General features: G+C 44.2%; 15 protein-coding genes. 7 read left to right on the top strand and 8 right to left on the bottom strand.

Translation table 11 applies throughout. The features are described 5' to 3' along the window. Positions 1-385: 385 nt before the first annotated feature. The 4 genes from R7F67_RS10435 to R7F67_RS10420 all read right to left on the bottom strand — a co-directional run bounded on the left by R7F67_RS10435 (position 386) and on the right by R7F67_RS10420 (position 6,179). The gene (locus tag R7F67_RS10435) at positions 386-1,510 is read right to left on the bottom strand and encodes a lipocalin-like domain-containing protein (protein ID WP_258638062.1); all 1,125 of its coding nucleotides are present in this window, start codon (positions 1,508-1,510) and stop codon (positions 386-388) included. Then, positions 1,510-3,963 carry an ABC transporter permease gene (locus R7F67_RS10430; RefSeq protein WP_005378038.1) on the bottom strand — a complete coding sequence of 818 codons (2,454 nt, stop codon included), beginning with the start codon at positions 3,961-3,963 and terminating at the stop codon, positions 1,510-1,512. The genes R7F67_RS10435 and R7F67_RS10430 overlap by 1 nt, the downstream gene beginning before the upstream one ends. Further along, positions 3,944-4,615, bottom strand: a complete 672-nt coding sequence (locus R7F67_RS10425) for an ABC transporter ATP-binding protein (protein ID WP_005378040.1) — start codon at positions 4,613-4,615, stop codon at positions 3,944-3,946. Before R7F67_RS10425 ends, R7F67_RS10430 begins: the two co-directional genes overlap by 20 nt. Positions 4,616-4,802: 187 nt before the next feature. Then, a complete protein-coding gene (locus R7F67_RS10420; RefSeq protein ID WP_042521999.1) occupies positions 4,803-6,179 on the bottom strand; it encodes an MATE family efflux transporter in 1,377 nt (458 codons plus the stop codon). A 94-nt stretch (positions 6,180-6,273) separates the two neighbouring features. On the opposite strand from R7F67_RS10420, the gene R7F67_RS10415 reads away from it, so the two are divergent. Beyond that, positions 6,274-7,725 (top strand): DUF2867 domain-containing protein, encoded by a 1,452-nt coding sequence (locus tag R7F67_RS10415; RefSeq protein WP_318057170.1) that lies wholly within the window; start codon positions 6,274-6,276, stop codon positions 7,723-7,725. Positions 7,726-7,755: 30 nt separating this feature from the next. On the opposite strand, the gene R7F67_RS10410 is transcribed toward R7F67_RS10415, so the two are convergent. The 3 genes from R7F67_RS10410 to rsuA form a co-directional block, all read right to left on the bottom strand. Continuing rightward, positions 7,756-8,418, bottom strand: a complete 663-nt coding sequence (locus R7F67_RS10410; RefSeq protein WP_005378053.1) for a DUF2913 family protein — start codon at positions 8,416-8,418, stop codon at positions 7,756-7,758. Beyond that, the gene (locus R7F67_RS10405) at positions 8,418-9,620 is read right to left on the bottom strand and encodes a Bcr/CflA family multidrug efflux MFS transporter (protein WP_017820848.1); all 1,203 of its coding nucleotides are present in this window, start codon (positions 9,618-9,620) and stop codon (positions 8,418-8,420) included. Before R7F67_RS10405 ends, R7F67_RS10410 begins: the two co-directional genes overlap by 1 nt. Before the next feature lie 437 nt (positions 9,621-10,057). After that, complete coding sequence (rsuA, locus tag R7F67_RS10400; protein ID WP_005388670.1) at positions 10,058-10,759, bottom strand: 16S rRNA pseudouridine(516) synthase RsuA; 702 nt, start codon at positions 10,757-10,759, stop codon at positions 10,058-10,060. 121 nt (positions 10,760-10,880) lie between these two features. Here rsuA and R7F67_RS10395 point away from each other — a divergent pair, with 121 nt between their 5' ends. The 5 genes from R7F67_RS10395 (at position 10,881) to rplY (ending at position 15,791) form a co-directional block, all read left to right on the top strand. Further along, entirely contained in the window at positions 10,881-12,632 is a 1,752-nt protein-coding gene (locus R7F67_RS10395; RefSeq protein WP_064353821.1) for a DEAD/DEAH box helicase, read from the top strand. Between the two features lie 155 nt (positions 12,633-12,787). Beyond that, positions 12,788-13,153: a PepSY domain-containing protein gene (locus tag R7F67_RS10390; protein WP_372008595.1), complete on the top strand. Its 366-nt coding sequence runs from the start codon at positions 12,788-12,790 to the stop codon at positions 13,151-13,153. Between the two features lie 76 nt (positions 13,154-13,229). Further along, the gene (locus R7F67_RS10385) at positions 13,230-13,889 is read left to right on the top strand and encodes a response regulator transcription factor (RefSeq protein ID WP_005378073.1); all 660 of its coding nucleotides are present in this window, start codon (positions 13,230-13,232) and stop codon (positions 13,887-13,889) included. After that, a complete protein-coding gene (locus R7F67_RS10380) occupies positions 13,879-15,228 on the top strand; it encodes an ATP-binding protein (protein ID WP_005378071.1) in 1,350 nt (449 codons plus the stop codon). Before R7F67_RS10385 ends, R7F67_RS10380 begins: the two co-directional genes overlap by 11 nt. Positions 15,229-15,512: 284 nt before the next feature. After that, positions 15,513-15,791, top strand: a complete 279-nt coding sequence (rplY, locus tag R7F67_RS10375; protein ID WP_005378066.1) for a 50S ribosomal protein L25 — start codon at positions 15,513-15,515, stop codon at positions 15,789-15,791. A gap of 146 nt (positions 15,792-15,937) precedes the next feature. Here the strand turns inward: rplY and R7F67_RS10370 are convergent, their stop codons facing one another. After that, the gene (locus R7F67_RS10370; protein WP_158173802.1) at positions 15,938-16,453 is read right to left on the bottom strand and encodes a GNAT family N-acetyltransferase; all 516 of its coding nucleotides are present in this window, start codon (positions 16,451-16,453) and stop codon (positions 15,938-15,940) included. A gap of 752 nt (positions 16,454-17,205) precedes the next feature. Here R7F67_RS10370 and ushA point away from each other — a divergent pair. After that, positions 17,206-18,894, top strand: a complete 1,689-nt coding sequence (gene ushA, locus R7F67_RS10365) for a bifunctional UDP-sugar hydrolase/5'-nucleotidase UshA (protein ID WP_104975241.1) — start codon at positions 17,206-17,208, stop codon at positions 18,892-18,894. Positions 18,895-18,913: the final 19 nt, after the last annotated feature.

The following is an 18,913-nucleotide window of genomic DNA, read 5'->3' as shown; positions in this document are numbered from 1 at the left end:
AGAAGAATACCACCTGCTGATTCCATTTTGAAAAAGTCACGAATGACATCGTTCATGGTTTCGTCCTTATATTTATTATCTTAATAAACGATTAACAAAGAGTGATAAGAGTGTATAGCTGTCGAAAACTTTAGAATAATCGCTTCTTCAGAGTATAAACTTCGGTTTTTTCGATGTTAAGTTTACTATACATCGTATTTTCCAACATGACACTCAATTTTGATCGGAGATCGTATTTGTTTTTGTCGCACCAAATATTTATCAAGATGATGAGAAAATCAGCATAACACGGCTTGTACCATCATGATAACCCCGTACTTTTGAGAAAAAGCTAGGAAGCTTCGCGCACTAAAAAACCACCCGTAGGGGTGGTTTTCTTCACAACTCAATAGCCTGTCAGCTGCATAAAGCCCCAAGCCTCATTGGAGCCGGAAGCTAAAGTAGGCCCTTCCCAGTAAGGTATTACAAAGGGTAGCCACATATCTGACTTGATAATGCGGGTAGTCAAGTTAATTTGATGCTTCGGAATATTGATAATCCACTGCAAAGGTAACCTTCTTCCATTGGATAAACTGGACACTTGCATTGGTTTAATACTGATATCATCGTCTGAGAGGTTGATGACTTTACCTGAGCGTGTCGACAACGTGCCAAATACGTGCGGTGTTTGCCCATGGTGACGATAACGGCTAACAGTTAATGCTCGACCATCATCTAAATTGAAAACAAACCAATCCCAGCCTTGTTGCCCCTCACCAATTAAGCCGCTGCCCCATTCTTTTTGCGCCCATGCAGAACCCGTCACTGAGAATCGCTTACCATTTAAGCTTAAGCTACCTTTTACTTTTAAAAATGGAGCACTGAAGCTGAAAGAAGCAACAGATTGCAACGCATGTTTAACTTGGAAGCCTTTGTCTCCATTCACCACAAAGGGGCCGCTTGTCATGGTATTGAGCTCAAGTCCAAACGTATCAGTATTCACATTCAAGTTGCCCGGGAAAGGCGTCGCACCGAGTGATCGCCAAGTCCAATTATCAATCCATAACCTGAAAGGACGATTGATCATACCAGCTTGGCCTATCCCACCTCTAGCTACCCGTTGCTCTTTCCATACATGCGAGCCATGACTGACGACAACATGTGAAATGTACAATTGAGGGTTCTGCCAACCGCTGGTTTCTCGCTCGTCCGTCGCAACCCTGAAATAGCTCCATTGAACATTGTAGATCTTGCCTTGCTCATCTTTTAGTTTCGCAAAGTAGTGCCACCATTCATGCTGATACTCGGGATGAAAGCGAAAGTCTGAGGGTAAAGAGACATGCTCATTAGGTAGTACAGGCTCGAAAATCGTTTGATTTTCACGCGTTAAGATAGAATCAAGTTCGCTTTCTCGTGTTGTTGTCGCCTCTAACCAAAAAGTTGAGTAAAAAGCAGCCCCAGTCAGAAAAGCGAACGTAACAACAATGAGCGTTGAAACCAACAAGCGTTTTTTAGAGCCCATTTTTTTCATTACAACGCGTCCCTTAATGACTTCATCGGTGTACTTTTGATCATTCTAATAACTGGCAATGCGCCAGCAACCATGATGGCAAGCATCGCCCAAGCAATGGTTTGAGCATACTCCCATGGAATCGTTTGAAGCTCTAGAGACCAGCCAAATGATTGCTTAATGATAATATCAACGATCAAATGTGCGAGCGCCAAGCCGAGCGGCACTGCAATAATCGCAGAAATGGCTCCGAAGACGAATAGCTGCAAACCACCTAATACGACAAGTTCTTTTCCGGACACACCCATGCACCTTAATAAGGAAAAATGCCGCTGCCGTGAAAGTTCTCCTGCCAACGTCGCAAAGAATAAACCAAACACGGCAATAATCAGCGTGATATTGCCCAAGGTTCCTGCTATCGCAAAGGTATGATCAAACACTCTCATTGCTTGACTATAAATATTACCGTTATCAAACACACGATCTTGCGGGAGACGGAATACGTTCTCTAAGCGATTTTTCAGCCCTTCGCCATTGACGTTATCTTTTAATACTACGCCAAGACCAACATTACCCGTACCTGCAAATGCATACAGCCAATTCCGGTGCGACATCATCACCTGGTTATATGGGTTTCCATAATCGTAGTAAACGCCTACGACTTGCCAATCACCACCAAGCGGTTCCTGCAAGTTAATGAAATCGCCAGGGCGGATATCCAACTTCAAGGCCATCGACTCGCTGACCATTAAGCTCTTGGTAGCGTGCAGTTGATACCAGTAATTTGGGACACCTAACTTGACGGTAAGTGAGTCTAGCTCACCTTCAGAAGAGCCCGTACTCACAACTTGCAGAGCACCATGCTCGGTCGGCATATCTTTTTCCCAACGCCACCAAACCGAGTTCACCTCTGGCTGATTCTGGAGCCATGCGCTCATCCGAGCGGCTGAATTGTTGGTCGGATAGATGTACACATCAGCGGCTAATCGCTGATTTAGCCACTTATCAGTTGTATCTCGAAAGCTTCCGACCATTGTTTCTACACCAATGTTTGCCGCCAGCGCTAACATAAACGCCATCGTAGCCACACCGCGATAGCTCATGCTTGCTGCTGCATCAGCAAAAAACCAACGGACACGAACCCAACGCATGGTATAAGAAAAACTTTGGAACATATGCCACATAATAAATGGCATAAACAACGCCACACTAACCAACATCAGCGCAATAATAGCAAAGCCGGTTTCTTGTGTTTTCGGGGCCTGATATACCGCTATTGCAGCGACACAAAACGCACACGCCGCAAGCGCCTGCCAAGAGAACTCTCTTCCAGCAAATCGCATTAGCGACAGTCGAGAAGAAAGGCGGATTGGTTGTGACTTCAGCAAACGGATTAATGGCCACAGACACGATATCAATGCACCCATCGCTGCCATAATTAGACTGTATAAGCTAGATTGCCATGACCATCCTATGGTTAAGCCTACGTTGGCATCATACAAATCACTCAGGCTCGAAGACACTGCTGGGATAAGTTCATTCGCTAAGATCAAGCCAAAAAAGTTACCACACGCCCACGCAATAAAGACGAGCAAAGACAACTCTAGCAATAAGGCTTGCGCTAACTGTGTTCCGTTAACACCAGTCTGTCTCAAAATACCTACCAAACGTTGTCGCTGGATGAAAGACAGAGACATCGCTTGATAAAAAATAAACAACCCGACCAAAAACGACAGCATTCCCATCGCGGTGAGATTCATATGGAATGCGTTAGTTAGCGACTCAAGCTCAGTACGCGTATTCCTAACGAGCGTCATTCCGTTTGGCAACATGTTTTTCAGTGCTATCAGCTTTTCCTCTGGCATTTCGCCACAAGAAATCGCAGACAAACCTGAGCTCCGCTTGAGCATACGCAACAACGATATATCAGTAACCAGCCGAGTACCCGAAAGCATCTTGTCCTTATCTACTTGAATAGGCCCAAGACGGCTTCCATCATTCATCTCAATGAAATCCCCATCCTGCCAACTCATGTAAGCGGCCAAATCTTGACTAACAAGAATAGGATAAGGAGGCTTCATTAGTGATAAAACAGGCATCTCACCTAGCGATTTTCCTTGTTGTAGTGGGATCATCGCGACAGGATCTATCCCCACCAACATCAGGCTCATATCGGTCTTGGCATCTAGATGAAGCACGTCAAACGGTGCACATTGGTTGAACCCAGCTCGACGTAACTGAATATAGAAACCTTGAGGAATTTTATTGGCAGAGTGCTTCGTTCGGATTCGGTATGGCAAAGGATTGGAGAAAAGCTTTTCCCCAGTAGCATAACTTTGTTTTGCATGCTGGTTGATAGAAGTAACACCAACAAGGAGGGACACGCCTAAAGTTAATCCCAGCCAGACAAGAATAATTTGTAGAGGGTAACGACGGTAATGACCGAGTAGTGCCTTAACTACGGGCCATAACATGTAGCTGCCCTCCTTGAAGTCGAATCTTTCCTTCCATATGGGCGGCCACTTTTTCACTGTGCGTCACTAACAGCAAAGTACACTCCAGTTGGCGAGCGAGACTCGTTAGTAAGCGCATTACTGCTTCTGCGTTTCGCTCATCTAGGCTACCAGTTGGCTCATCAGCAAGCAGGATTTTGGGTTCCATATAGAGTGCACGAGCAATCGCCGCACGTTGTTGCTGACCACCAGACGCCTCTTCCGGATAACGTCCTAGTAATGGCATTAAGTCCAAGGCAGAAAGAATTTGACGCCACAACTCTTTATCTTCCGGCAGACCTTTTAACTGACGACAAAAACGAATATTGTCGGCAATATTAAGTGTAGGAAGCAGGTTGAATTGTTGGAAGATATTCCCAATATTGTTGCGGCGATAAAGGGTTCTTAAATGCTCCGGTGCTTCATGCATAGCAAAATTTGGAAACTGCACTTCACCAGAGTCAGCAGTATCTAATCCGGCGATTAAATTCAGCAGAGTACTTTTACCCGAACCACTTTCTCCCATCAGAGCAACTTGGTCGCCTTGCTGCAATGTTAATTCTGCCCCTTGTAATACAGGGTGAAACTCTCCCCCGTCTACATAGCCTTTACATAGGTCTGACAGTTTTAACATTGATTATGCCGCTCGGATGGTGTTTAAAAATTGGGATCAGAATCTACACTAAAATCCTGTTAGTAGAAAGTATTTTGAATGCTTGATCACACTATGGAAGTACAAATGCAACTCGATTCACTTTCTGTTGCTAATTTTGTTGACGTTTTGAGCAGATTTTTGCAGCCAAAATAAACTCTGTTCCTCCTTACTGGCCAATCAGGTTTTTCATCCATTTTCGGCTAACCATTCTTGGCAAGCAAATCGCCCACTTCACAACTTCTTCTGTCAAAAAGAGTAAGTAAACCCATTGTGGGTCCCAATTGAGATAAATCGCTGCAAATGCTGCGAGTGGAATCCCGATCACCCACTGCGCCAAGATGTCTTGATACAAACAAAACTTAACATCACCGCCCGCGCGTAATACACCAACAATCGCCATCATCGGCACCGAGCGTAACACGACACCCAACGCAAGAATCACCATAAACTGTTCAGCTAGCTCGCGAGTGTCTGTTGTCAGTGCACTAAACGCATTAAGGATCCATTGATTTGACACTATCAACAAGACGGCGACCACAAATGCGATAAGCACATTCAAAATGACCGTAGCCCATGCTTGATAATAAACAGGTTCAAAATTACGAGCGCCGAGCTGGTTCCCGACTAGAACTGCAGCCGCATTCGATAAACCAATCATCATCGCCAATGCGATCGACTCAACAGGTGTCATTACGGAAAGTGCCGCCAAACCTTGTACACCTGCTTGCCCCATGATGGCGTGATAAGCAAACAGCCCACCAGCCCACGCCAAGAAGTTAAATGTGGTTGGCAAAGAGAGGCTCAAGAAATGCGTAATTTTATCTAAGACCAATCCTGCGCGTATATCATCCCAACCAAATGCGATTATGTGTTTTTTCAACCATAGATAACCAAACAAGCAACCTACTTCGATCGCGCCACTGATTACCGTTGCGATCGCTGCTCCCGTAATACCCAGAGCAGGAAAGCCTAATTGACCAAAAATTAAAACCCAGTTCAGAAAAACATTAGATAAAATGCCTATACCACTAAAAAAAGTGCTTAGGCCTGGTTGGTGCATCGCCCTTAGGCCCACCGACATACTGGCCACACATGCAACAGCAAACATGCTAACCGACGAAATAATGAGATAGCTGGCCCCTAGCTCAATCACTTCTTGTGAATCGGTAGTCAAACTCATGATGGGCTGTGGAAAAACAACAAACAAAGCAACAGCAATCGCAGCAAACATCATTGCGATCATCCATGTTAAAGCGGTACTGCGACGCACCCCAACTTTATCGCCAGCCCCCCAATATTGAGCGGTTAACAACGCACCGCCCGTTGTCACCCCAACTAACATGATGGTGGTGACGAAAGTCGCGCGTGCAGCAACTCCAACAGCGGCAATTTCAGCTTCACCAAGTTGACCAAGCATAAGAACATCGACGAGGCTTCGGCTTGAAAACATCATGCTTTGCAGTGTAATTGGTAACGCGATTGCAAATAAACGACGTAAGAATGCTTTATCTGCGTGTATTGAGAGTTGAGAAAGAAAAGTCACAAGCGCTCCAACGACAACTTATTGATAGAATGGGGAAAGTGTCTCATGATTATACTCTGTGGTGTTTATTCCACCAACGATAAAAGGACAGATAATGAAAAAGGTGTTGGTGCTAGGCGCCTCGGGTTACATTGGCTCTCAACTTCTTCCGTTACTTTTAGATAAAGGTTACGCCGTCACAGCAGCGGCGCGACATATTGATTATTTAGAGTCAAGAACTCAGCCTCACCCTAATTTAACGTTAAGGTATCTCGACTTGGCTGACGCAGAGACCACGAAGGCTGTAGTGAACGATTTTGATTTAGTCTTTTTTCTCGTGCACGGGATGGCTCAAGGTGATGACTTTGTTGAGTACGAACTAAACCTTGCTTTGAACTTCAAATATGCGTTGGAACAAAGCTCCGTCGAGCATGTTATCTATTTGAGCGCCATTCAACCTCAAACCGGAAACTCTCGCCATTTAGCCGCTCGTAAAGCCACGGGAAAAATAATTCGACAGTCTGGTATTCCAGTAACTGAATTGCGTGCTGGCGTTATCATCGGCCCCGGCTCTGCCGCTTTCGAAATCATGCGTGACTTTGTCTACAACTTACCTATTTTGATCGCGCCTAAATGGGTCGACTCAAAAGCGAACCCTATTGCCTTGCCCAATCTCAACCACTATTTGTTGAAGTTAGCAGAAACCCCCTCTCCAGAAGAAAGTCAAATTTATGAAGTTGGTGGGCCAGATACACTTAGTTACCGCGAACAGTTCAAAGTCATTTGCCGAATCACGAACAAGCCGTATCGGCTGTGGTCGACCCCGCTACTTACTCCGAAAATGGCATCGTACTGGCTAGGTTTAGTTACCTCAGTGCCAACTAGTATCGGTAAAGCATTACTTGCGGGCTTAGAGCACGACTACATTGCAGACTCCAAAGCGATTGAAGAACGATTTCCTCAAACGCTGATCAGCTACGAGCAAGCGGTAACTGACACCATTCAAGATGAAGGCACATTTGTACGCAGTAATGTCTGGGGGTTTGAACCCGCAGCGCTTCGTCGATGGCAACCAGGATATGGCTATTACCCAAAACAAGCTGGAGCGAGCATTAAAACTCAAGCCTCCGCTGCGGCATTATGGAAAGTGGCGCAAAAGATCGGGAGTCGCGAAAAAGGCTATTACTTTGCCAACATCTTGTGGCGTACACGTGAATGGCTCGATATCTTTTTTGGCGGCGGAAAACCGATTCGCGTTTCTCCTCCTGGACCAGAGCTCAAAGTCGGTGATTTTATTGACTCTTGGAAAGTGATTCGCTGCGATAACAATCAGTTTCTTTCACTGTTTTTTGGTATGAAAGGCCCAGGCCTTGGGCGTTTAGAAATTACCATCAAAGATCTCGGTGACGAACGAGAGCTGGATATTACCGCCTGGTGGCACCCGCAAGGGTTTCTTGGGCTGCTTTATTGGTTTGCAATGATGCCAGCCCATCTTTTCATATTTAAAGGCATGGTCAAAGCCATCGCGAAAGAAGCAAACCGTTTAGAAAACAAAAAGCCCCAATAACAGGGGCTTCTAAACACTCACAATGTCACTTTAGTCAGCTTTGAACGAGAGTGGAATTTCGGCTAACTGGTTGCCTTCGTTTGCTGGAAAAATAAGGTACTCGCCATGGTATTTCACCATCGATTTGTAGTCTGTTACCTTATGAACCATAAAGCCCGCTTGCGCTGCTTTCTCAACAAACTCAGCATGATTGCCGCGTACAAACCAACTCATTGGCTTTACGAGCAACTCGCCATCAAAACAGCTTTCGCATTGGTCTGCACATAACGCTAAAGAGTTTTGACCTTCAGTGAAGATTTGTACTTTGCCGCACCCAATCAGTTGCTCAGATGTTGAGACTTCCCAGCCTGCTTGCTCCATCAAATCAAGAAAAGACTCAATATCTGAATCTTTGAACACTTTGGAGTCTTCACCTTCAGGGAAGAATTGCGCATAAAAAGCAGAAATACGCTTGAAGATAAACAACAAACCAGCATCGTTCCCCTTTGAGCGACCTGCTTTTTGCCAACGCGTTAAGTCATCGCCCACTGTACGTCCGAAACGTTGTGATTTTAGCGCCTTTGTTACCCAACGCACTAAATAATGGTTATTCGCAACAGGGGCATTGGCTAACTTACCTGAGCGATGCTCTTGATCTAACTCTTCAAGTGCTGAGTTAACCAAGTTTTGAATTTCTTTGGTGTAATTCGACATTACGCCTTTCTTCCTAAAGTCCAATAAAACAGTGCTGAAAGCACAGAACAAGCAAACATCACGATGATCATCGGCCAAGCAACATTCCCGGGCAGTGATGCCACCAGCGCACCAACCAATGAACCGATACCGAATCTTAATGTCCCCGCTAGAGACGACGCCGTACCCGCCATTGATGGGTAACCACTTAAAAGCAGCGCCATCGCGTTACTACCTATCGTCGACAATGTACCGATAAACAGCACAACAAAAGGTACAATGCCCCATAATCCGAAGTCCATTAACCAACTTACGAATAAACCAATCCCCGCTAAAAGTTGCACGAACAACCCAAAACGAAGCATGGCATGGGAACCAACTTTCTTCACCAAGCGACCATTAATACTGGTCATGATGATCATCGCCACAATGTTCAAACCAAATAGGTAACCAAAGTGGTCTGGTCGAACACCATATAAATCAATATAAACAAACGAACCCGCCGTCAAAAATGCAAACATTCCGGAAAATGAAAACGCACCAGAGAGCATCAAACCGATCGCTTCAGGATTGGAGCATAATCTGGCGTAGTTTCTCAGCGTCGTGCGGAAACGAAGAGGCTGACGATTTTCAGGCTGTAACGTTTCAGGGATTTTCCAAAGTACGAGAAAAATCACAACTACAGCGAAAATAGCTAGTACCCAAAAAATGGAACGCCAACCAAACCAAATCGCGAGATGGCCACCGATCATCGGTGCCACCAACGGCGCAATAGTAATGACCAGAGTAACGAAGGACATTGCGCGTGCAAAGTCTTCACGGTCAAACATGTCACGCACGACGGCTTGGATAATGACCGCCGCTGCCGCGCCAGCAAAACCTTGTGCCGTACGTACATAGGTCAGCGCATCAATGCCATTTGTTGTCGCACTCACAACGGCAGCCAAGCCGAAGAAAAGTACGCCTAAAATCAACACAGGTCTGCGACCAAAGCTATCGGCGAGCGGCCCGTGAATTAACTGGCCGATCGCAAAACCCGCGGTATAAGCCGTCAACGTAATCTGAACCGCGCCAGGCGCGACCCCCAAATCTTTCGCAATTGTCGGCATCGCAGGCAAATACATATCGATCGCCAAAGGCGTCAAAGCACCAATCGCTCCTAATACCAGAAACAATAGAAAACTGATTTGGGATTGCGGAGCACTTTGAGCTTTTTCTGTCATTCTTTTACCTCTTGTTGGAGCCCTACCGTCAATACTTGCAGAACAAAGTGAAAATAACGGACAGTTCTCATATCGCTGAATGTAGAAGCCAAAAACCTGTTCTATCCAACGTTCGAGAATCATAAGGGCAAATATGTACCAAGGTGTGACCTTGACGAACTCGACATAGAAAAGCATGTGAAAGCGAAATGTGTTTATGGGAAACAAACACAATGCAGTAAAAATGATGGCGTTGACACCATCATTCCATTCACCGTAGCCGAAGGCTTTGCAATAAGAGTATGCATGCCTCAGCTAAATGCAAAGGCGTATCACTGAGATGAGTAAGCACACCGGAATTGTCTAGGCACTAATTTTGGTAGGAAGATTTATTTTGAGCCAATTCCTACCAAAAGACTAGTTCCTATTAGGAACTAAAGAATTTCCCATGCCGACAATTAATTCCAAATAGAATCAATTTCTTCTTGCGTGAGGTAGCGATAATCACCTGGTTCTAGTGCCTCATCAAGTTCGATAGAACCAATACGCTCACGATGTAAGTACTCAACTTTATTTCCTAACGCCGCGAACATACGTTTCACTTGGTGATACTTACCTTCCACGATAGTTAACAATACTTCATTCTCGGCCTCGTTCACGATTTCCAAACGAGCAGGCAATGTTGCTTCTGATTCATTGCGCAAAATGATGCCTTGTTCGAGCTTTTCCGCATAATCAGGCTGAATAGCATCGACGAGCCAAACACGGTACGTTTTCTCACACTTATGCTTAGGTGAGGTAATACGGTGAGACCACTTACCATCATCCGTAATCAACACTAAACCAGTTGTGTCGACATCTAATCGGCCCGCAAAGTGAAGGTTTTCAATTTTAGGCTCATCAAGCAATGCGAATGCAGTTTGGTTGTAGCCATCTTCATGTGAACAAACAAAGTCAGCAGGCTTATACAACATAATGTAACGAGGACCAGGAGCACCAATAACACGGTCTTCCCACATCACTTCCGCACCTTTAGGTACTTTAAATGCACCACTTTTTTGAACCTCACCGTCAACGGTGATGTCTCCACTTTTGATGATCTTTGTTGCCTGTTTGCGTGTTGCACCCAGAGCGTCACACAAATATTTATCTAAACGCATGAATACCTCATTGAATTATACCCAAGTGATCTCTAAATCTTGGTTTAAAGGTCACTTGGGTATAAAAGTCAGGTATTATAGCGTTCCTCGTTCGAATAGTTGAGCAATTTCACATATTTTCATGTACACACTTCGTCCTTATCAAGCCGACTCGGTTAAAGCCGTTATTCATTACTTTCGTAAACACTCGACACCAGCAGTGATCGTGCTGCCAACCGGTGCAGGAAAAAGCTTGGTGATCGCAGAACTTGCTCGCCTTGCGAAAGGACGAGTGTTAGTCCTCGCCCACGTAAAAGAACTGGTCGAGCAAAACCACGCAAAGTATGAAGGTTATGGTTTAAAAGGTTCCATCTTCTCAGCAGGATTGGGACGAAAAGAAACTGACCAGCAAGTCGTGTTTGCTTCGGTTCAATCGGTCGTACGTAACTTAGATTCGTTCAAAAACCAGTTTTCTCTGCTCGTTATTGATGAGTGCCATCGTGTGCCAGATGACAAAAACAGCAGCTACCAAAAAGTTATTACTCACTTACGAGAACTGAACCCTGGCATTAAGGTGCTAGGACTAACTGCAACGCCCTATCGTTTAGGAATGGGCTGGATTTATCAGTATCACACCCGAGGTCAAGTGCGAACCGAAGAGCCTCGATTCTTCCGCGATTGTATTTTCGAACTGCCGATCCGTTACTTGCTCGACGAAAACTTCCTCACTCCAGCCCGCATGATGGATGCGCCCGTTTTGTCTTACGACTTCTCTCAGCTGAAGCCCGCTAACACCGGACGCTACAAAGAAGCAGAAATGGACATGGTGATCGATAAAGCCAAACGTGCGACTCCACAAATTGTTGAGCAAATCATGCAATATGCGAAAGAGCGTCAAGGTGTCATGATCTTCGCTGCAACTGTTCGACACGCACAGGAGATACACAGTTTATTGCCAGAAGGCGAAACTGAAATCGTCATTGGTGATACACCTACGCTGGAGCGCGATGCGATCATCCAAGCGTTCAAGAATCGTCAAATAAAATACTTAGTCAATGTTTCGGTACTGACAACCGGGTTTGATGCGCCGCATGTCGATTTAATCGCGATTTTGCGACCAACAGAGTCAGTCAGTCTGTACCAACAGATAGTAGGACGAGGATTACGCTTATCAGACGGAAAATCAGAATGTTTAGTGCTTGATTACGCAGGCAACAGCTACGATTTATACCAACCTGAAGTCGGTGATCCAAAACCAGACTCTGACAGTGAAATTATCACGATTCCTTGCCCGGCTTGCGGATTCAATAACAACTTCTGGGGTAAGTTGGATAGTAACGGTTTCTTGGTTGAACACTTTGGCAGACGTTGCCAAGGTTACTTTGAAGATGAAGACACAGGCGAACGTGAACACTGTGGCTACCGTTTTCGTGCCAAATACTGTGGTGAATGTGGTGCGGACAACGATATCGCTGCACGAATTTGTCATGAGTGTGACGCGACGCTCGTTGACCCAGATAAAAAGCTAAAAGAAGCCCTTAATCTCAAAGATGCATTAATCTTTGAATGCACAGAAATGGACCTATCTGTATTTAAGTCCAGTGATGGTAAATCTCAGCTAAAAGTGACGTATTCTGGTGAACCATACCAAGGCGAAGGCAATGCGTTAGTTCATGAGTTTTGGTCATTGAGTACCAAAAAACAAAAACAAACGTTTAAAGATCAGTTCGTACGTCCCCACTTAGCAGACAAGCATCGCCCTTTTGAAGAGGCTTCACCGACACGCGTTGTCGCTAATCAACATCGTTTCCGTTTGCCTCAGTTTGTTATTGCTAGAAAATCTGGTCGCTTTTGGAAGCTGCGAGATAAAATTTTTGAAGATGAGTTGAAATAACATCCACAACACATGGCAAAACTTAATTAGCTGATTCACTCTCTGTTCATCTATATCCGATATACTGCGGCTAACGCTCCAGAAAAGGTTTGACTATGTATAAAGCAACGACTTCTCTACATTCTGCGTTACTTTTCGGCCTTATTGCGACATTCATGTGTGCACCAAGTTTTGCCAAGCATGGCAACGAGTACACATCACAAAATGGCCACGCCATCGTGCAAGATGTCGAAAAGCCAGGAACACGTATCGAATTCGATGAAGATCAAGATGAGGTCTATCGCGCGGTTCAACAAGGATATATACGACCATTTTCGGAACTTTACGCCGCAGTAGAAAACGACCTATACGGCCGCATCATCAAGGTCGAGCTTGAAGAAGATGATGATGCTTGGGTGTATGAATTGAAAATTCTGTACAACAATAGCGTCCTGAAAGTTGAGTACGACGCCGCCACGCTGGAAATGCTTGAGATCAAAGGTCGCAGCTTTAACAAAGCGTTAAAGCCGCAAAACAACTAAACTTGTCTAATGCGTAATCCAGACGCGATGCGTAGCTTACTTCGATAAAAATCCAAACATAATAAGAATCATCAATATGAAAATACTTGTTGTTGAAGATGATCCTCGTTTAGGCGAGCAAATCATCGAAACATTAGAAAGTACCGGCTGGGTACCAGAACTGTCCCAAGATGGCATAGACGCTCTGTATCGCGCGACTTCGGAAGAATGGGACGCCATTGTTCTTGACCTCGGCTTGCCAAAACTGGATGGTCTTACCGTCCTAAAAGGCATCCGAGATGAAAACATTAATACTCCTGTCGTGATTCTAAGCGCTCGCGACACCCTAACGCAGCGAGTTGAAGGCTTAAACGCAGGTGCAGACGATTACCTAACTAAACCATTTGAAATGGTTGAGCTTATCGCTCGTATTCGTGCACAGCTACGAAGAGCCTCTGGTAATGCCTCTCCTGTGATGCAAATTGGCGACTTGAGCTTGGATACACGCACTTCTAAAGTCATGTGGCAAGGGCAAGCGGTAAGCTTGACGGCGCTAGAGTATAAAGTGGTCGCTTACTTTATGCATAACCCGGAAAAAGTGATTTCTCGAACCGAACTCGTCGAGCACATTTACAAACAAGACTTTGATCGTGACTCCAACACAATCGAAGTTTTTATCGGCCGAATTCGCAAAAAAATCGCACCAAAGATCATCAAAACTGTCCGAGGGTTGGGATACCAATTAAATGCCGAATAGAAACAGGCTACCGTTGAACGCAATAAAACGACTGAGTATCAAAAGTCGCCTCGTTTTAGCGGCGATCGTTTGGTTAACGGCAATGATCCTCGCCGCTGGTGTGACGATACCGACGCAGGTCTACAACTATATGGTTGATGACACTCGCTCACAGCTCAGCATTTTTATGGATGAAGTCGCCGCACAGTTAGAAGTCGATAACACCGGGCATCTTTCACTCGCAGCTCAGCTATCAGACCCTCGATTTAACCGACCTTACAGTGGTTTGTATTGGAGTGCCTCTACAGAGGCAAGCCTCGAACGTTCTCGTTCGTTGTGGGACAAAAAAATCGAATACAAAGGTTTGGATAAAGATGCGTATGGAGCAAGAGGCGAAAAACTAATTACGCTAGAAAAAGCACTGTATCTTCCTGATTACGATGGTCCTATTCACATTATTATTGGTATTGACGAAGAGCCCATTAAAAATACCCTTCAGACGTTAATCGGCCAACTTTGGCTTATTTTGGGTTTATTATTCGCGGGCGTGCTTACCGTCATTTTACTGCAAATTGCTTGGTCATTGAGTCCGCTTACAAAGCTACAAAAAGAATTAGCCGAGCTGAAGTCTGGTAATAAAAAGAGTCTAGAAGAAACCTACCCAAAAGAGATTTCTCCTCTAATCTTCGACCTCAACGCTCTGCTGTTCCATTACCAAGAATTACTAGAGAGAGCTCGCAATCATGCAGGTAACCTATCTCATGCACTTAAAACGCCACTTTCTGTTCTAAAAAATGAAGTTCAGACGTTAGAACCTGAGGCACAATCCCGTCTCCGAGCTCCAATCAATCAAATACAAGACCATATCGATTACCATTTGGGTCGTGCCCGTATGGCCGGATCGATGAACATATTATCAGTGAAGTCGAACCCAGCAGATCGTGTGGATGCTATCTCAATGGCGTTTGATAAAGTGTATGCGAGCCGAAGCATTACCTTAATTAATGAACTTGATTCAGAGCTGAATGTAGCAGTAGAGCAGACCGATCTCGATGAAATGCTAGGTAACTTGCTAGAAAATGGCTATAAGTGGGCCAACAGCATGATTCGTGTGCACTCCTCTCAGGATAAGGAAAATATACACATCATTATTGAAGATGATGGGCCAGGCATCCCTAAAGAGAAACTGAGTCAAGTAATCAAGAGAGGAGTTAGATTGGATGAAACAACCCCTGGCTCAGGTCTTGGTCTAAACATAGTCAGTGAAATGGCACACAGTTACCGAGGTCAATTAACATTGGATACAAGCGCTTTAGGTGGATTAAAAGCATCTTTAGTCTTACATCTCAGCCGAACATAAAGCATATAACACATAAACTTTGTTCTTCGGACCATGATTAGTAAACCGATGAAAATGAAGTCGATGTGAACAAAATCCAAGCAAAGCGTTAAAAGGGATAACCTTCCACCCCGCTAAATCATACCTTTTTGTTGATTTGGATACGATTTGGGTTGCCCATTTATAAGTGGAATGATAGTATCCGCGCTCGCTTGAACAGTTCCTGTTTCAAGCTTTACCACGAACAACAAGGTCGCATTGTTGATTGTGAACATTTGATTTTTACTAATTTGAGAGTAAATACTATGAAATTCGAAGCAGTAGTACGTACTGAACTAGGTAAAGGTGCGAGCCGCCGCCTACGTCACGCTGGCAAATTCCCTGCAGTTGTATACGGCGGTGAAGAAGCAGCAGTAGCTATCGTTCTTAACCACGACGACATCGTAAACCAAATGGACAAGCCTGAATTCTACGAAGGCATCGTTCTAGTTATCGATGGCAAAGAAGTTAAAGTTAAGCCACAAGACGTTCAACGTCACGCGTTCAAGCCAAAAGTTGAACACATGGACTTCATCCGCATCTAATTCCCTACCAAGGAATTAATCGGATTAAATCCAAACCTTTTGCATAAAAGATAATCGGACTTACCAACCGAGACATCTAAAAATTTCAAAACCCCGGAGTCTTACCACCTCCGGGGTTTTACTATATTTGGCATATAACATTTGATTTATGAACGGGCAATATACTGCACTAAAGTGAGATCGGTCAGCGTCATACTCTCAATCACTTCCGACTCTTCCTCTCCAGTACGCACAAAACCACACTTCTTGTAAAAGTTAAGCCCCTGTTGATTAGTATCCAGTGCTTTCAAACTGATCTGCATAACTGACGTAGAGAGCAAACGTGTCTCTAACTCATCTAACAGTGCACTTCCTGCTCCTTGCCCATAATGTATCGGCGTAACGTAGCAACATGTCACTAATGCCGTTCTATCTTCGCTGGTGTGGTTAGGTAACTCGTAACTTAAAAAGCCAACAATTTCTCCTTGCCTCTCAACTACGATCAATTGGGCCAGTTGCTCCGTCATCACTCGCGCCCACATCCTTTCTCGACGCTCAATCGTAAACTGCTCTATGTAGCTCTTTGGCATTAATCCTTTATACGCCACCTGCCAAGAATCAACGTGTATCTTGGCGATTTGGGCTGCTTCCTTTTTGAGTGCGTCCCTTACTGTGTATCTCATAAGCATCCTTTATTAGCGTTCACCACTTACAAATTCTTTTAACCCTACCCTTTAAACCAAAGCTCAAAGATAACAGCTATAGTCGCAACGCTTTACATTAATCCATTTCATTTGCATTAATTAAATGATAGTTCACATCATAATATTCGAAGAAGAACGAACCATTATTTACTTTTCATTTTGACTCATTAGGTTGAATCTATTTGTTTAAATATTCGAGTGTCAAATGCGGAATAAGCACGATAAGGTATCAGATGAGGATAAATAAACGATGCTTAAAGCATAAGGTTTCTAAACGATCGCAATTATAGTAAAGAGATAAATACAATTTTTGATAGAGTTTGGCAGAATAAAGCCATGATCAAATGAGTTTAAGCTCTGTGCTGTTCATTATGCATACAAACCGCCCCCCCTCATCATCAGAGCGAAAATTTATAACGATTTGTGTCATACCTATTAGGAAAAACATAAACTTGGCAAAATAATCACCAAAATCAGCGTAATACTTCGCAAAAATGCGCATTGATTCACACAAACAACACACATTCAATTAACTACCTCACAAAAAATAGAGCTAGCGATATAAAATAAATACTAAATACCAATTCTGTTTATTTATAGACGTAGTTTGCAGGCTTATTAATTCATTTCTCCGATAGAAGTATAAATAAGAGATAGATCACTAAAGTTTCACATTAATTCCGTATATTTCACGCCGTAACAATAACAAAATCACAAAGAAAGGATCCCTTATGAAGTTTTCCAAATCTCTTTTGGTAGTGGCAGTGGGCGCTGCGCTAGCAGGATGCGGCTCAGACAGCGACAATTCTCCAGTAACCTGCGAGACTGCAGATTCTTGTACTAAGTTCACCGTTCTCCACACTAACGATAACCATGGTCGCTTTTGGCATAACAGCGACGGCGAATACGGCATGGCTGCGCGTCACACTTTAATCGAATCTATCCGCGCAGAAGTCGAAGCAAAAGGCGGTGAAACCATTCTGCTATCTGGCGGTGATATTAATACCGGTGTACCAGAATCAGACATGCAAGATGCGGTTCCAGACTTCGTAGGGATGAACCTACTTGGTTACGATGCAATGGCTGTCGGTAACCACGAATTTGATAACTCACTAGATATTCTCGATATGCAAGCCGAGCTAGCTGACTTCCCTATGCTGGCTGCAAATATCTATAAAAAAGATACAAACGAGCGTTACTTCGACCCTTACAAAGTATTTACTATCAACGGCCTTAAGATCGCTGTTATTGGTCTAACAACGCAAGACACTGCGAAGCTAGTCAATCCAGACAACGTATCAAACATCCACTTTGAAGACCCTCAAGTAGAAATCAAAAAGGTACTGAAGGAAATCGAAGAGAACGAAAAGGTAGACCTAGTATTTGCAACGACGCACATGGGTCACTACGAAGATGGTAAAAACGGTAGTGAAGCACCAGGTGACGTGAAACTCGCTCGCTCTCTTGAAGAAGGACAGCTAAACGCTATCATCGGTGGTCACTCGCAAAACCCTGTATGTATGGAACCAGGTACCAATGAGTATGCTGATTTCAAACCTGGGGATGATTGTGCCCCAGACCAACAAAAAGGCACTTGGATTATGCAAGCGCATGAGTGGGGTAAATATGTGGGTCGTGCTGACTTCGAATACTACGACGGCAAGCTTCACTTAGCGAACTACGCACTGATTCCTGTAAACCTTCTAGACGAAAACGATGAAGTTATCGGTGAACGAATTCAACAAGATGCAACAGTAAAAGCGTTACTACTGCCATACCAACAACAAGGTCAAGAGTTATTAGATGAGAAGATTTCTAATACGACGGGTAAGTTAGAAGGTGATCGTAACGTAGTTCGCTCTCAACAAACTAACCTAGGTCACCTACTCGGCGAGGCATACCGTACTTACAAAACGGTAAATGCTGACTTTGGTGTGATGAACTCTGGCGGCGTGCGTGATTCAATCCAAGATGGTGATATCACTTACCGTGACGTACTAACGGTTCAGCCATTTGGTAACTTCGTGACTAAAGCAACTATGACAGGTAAAGAAGTTAAAGAATACCTAGACGTGGTTGCGACGAAATCTGCAGGGTCTGGTGCTTACGCTCAACTAGATAACATCACTTTAGATGTAAATTGTGATGCTGGCTCAGTAACCATTACCGATATTAACAATAAAGGCTTCGATCTAAACGAAACGTACACATTCTCTGTAATCAGCTTCAGTGCTGCTGGTGGCGATAACTATCCAATCATCGATGTTCAATCTACACAGCTAACTGATGCATACGTTTTGCGCGAGTTCTTCGTAAACAACCCACAAATCTCTGCGGATAACTACAACAAGAACTTAGAGAACATCAAATACTTCAGTAATGGCCAACCAGTAAAAGGCTGTCCTGCATCTGGTAGCTAATACTAAACACCTTCCCCCT

Origin of the sequence: Vibrio sp. YT-17 (assembly GCF_033337375.1) — a bacterium.
GTDB classification, from domain to species: domain Bacteria; phylum Pseudomonadota; class Gammaproteobacteria; order Enterobacterales; family Vibrionaceae; genus Vibrio; species Vibrio alginolyticus.
The sequence above is the reverse complement of the archived record's forward strand: the minus strand, read 5'-3'. Positions and strand labels throughout refer to the sequence as shown.